Source organism: Pseudoalteromonas sp. S1609 (assembly GCF_005887255.1).
In the GTDB taxonomy this organism is placed as follows: Bacteria; Pseudomonadota; Gammaproteobacteria; order Enterobacterales; family Alteromonadaceae; genus Pseudoalteromonas.
Genome location: NZ_PNDJ01000198.1, coordinates 1 through 710, shown reverse-complemented (window position 1 = coordinate 710; position 710 = coordinate 1). Strand labels below are relative to the sequence as shown.

1 pseudogene is annotated in these 710 nt (G+C 42.7%); it reads right to left on the bottom strand.

Annotated elements, in window-relative coordinates:
* Window positions 1–710: pseudogene (locus tag CWB76_RS19410) on the bottom strand (malate synthase G); the annotation flags it as partial.

Genomic DNA, 710 nt, shown 5'->3' with positions numbered 1-710 from the left:
ACTTGCACTTTATCTTCGGCATCAACTGCGGCAACTGAGTCTTCACAGTCCATAATGGTGGTCAGCGCTGCTTCAAGTACCACATCTTTTAGCCCAGCTTTATCTGCTTGGCCAATAGGGTGATGGTGGTCTATTTGCAGCTCAACATGTAATCCATTGTTTTTAAGTAAAATAACACTTGGGTTTTGTGCCTCACCTTGATAGCCAACGAGTTGTTCAGGGTTTTTAAGTGTAGTGTGCGAGCTGTCACGTAATGTAATTGCAAGTGCGCCATCCACGATTGAATAATTAGTACTTTCGATGTGCGAGCCATTTTCAAGGGGTAGCGCCTTATCTAAAAATTGTCTGGCGTAGGCCATTACTTTAAAGCCGCGCACTGGGTTGTATTGAGTCCCTTTCTCTGCACCATCTTCCTCACTGAGTACGTCTGTACCGTATAGTGCATCGTATAGTGAACCCCAGCGTGCATTGGCAGCATTTAAAGCAAAGCGGGCATTACTAACTGGAACTACTAACTGTGGCCCTGCAGTCAACGCTATTTCTGGTTCTACATTTTGGGTTTCAATATTAAAGTTTTCAGGTTCATCAACTAAATAACCAATGTCTTTTAAAAAGGCTTGGTACTGGGCTTGATCAACGTTTTTATTAGCAACATGGTAGTCATCAATCTGCTTTTGTAATTGTTCACGTTTAGCGAGTAGTGACTTGTT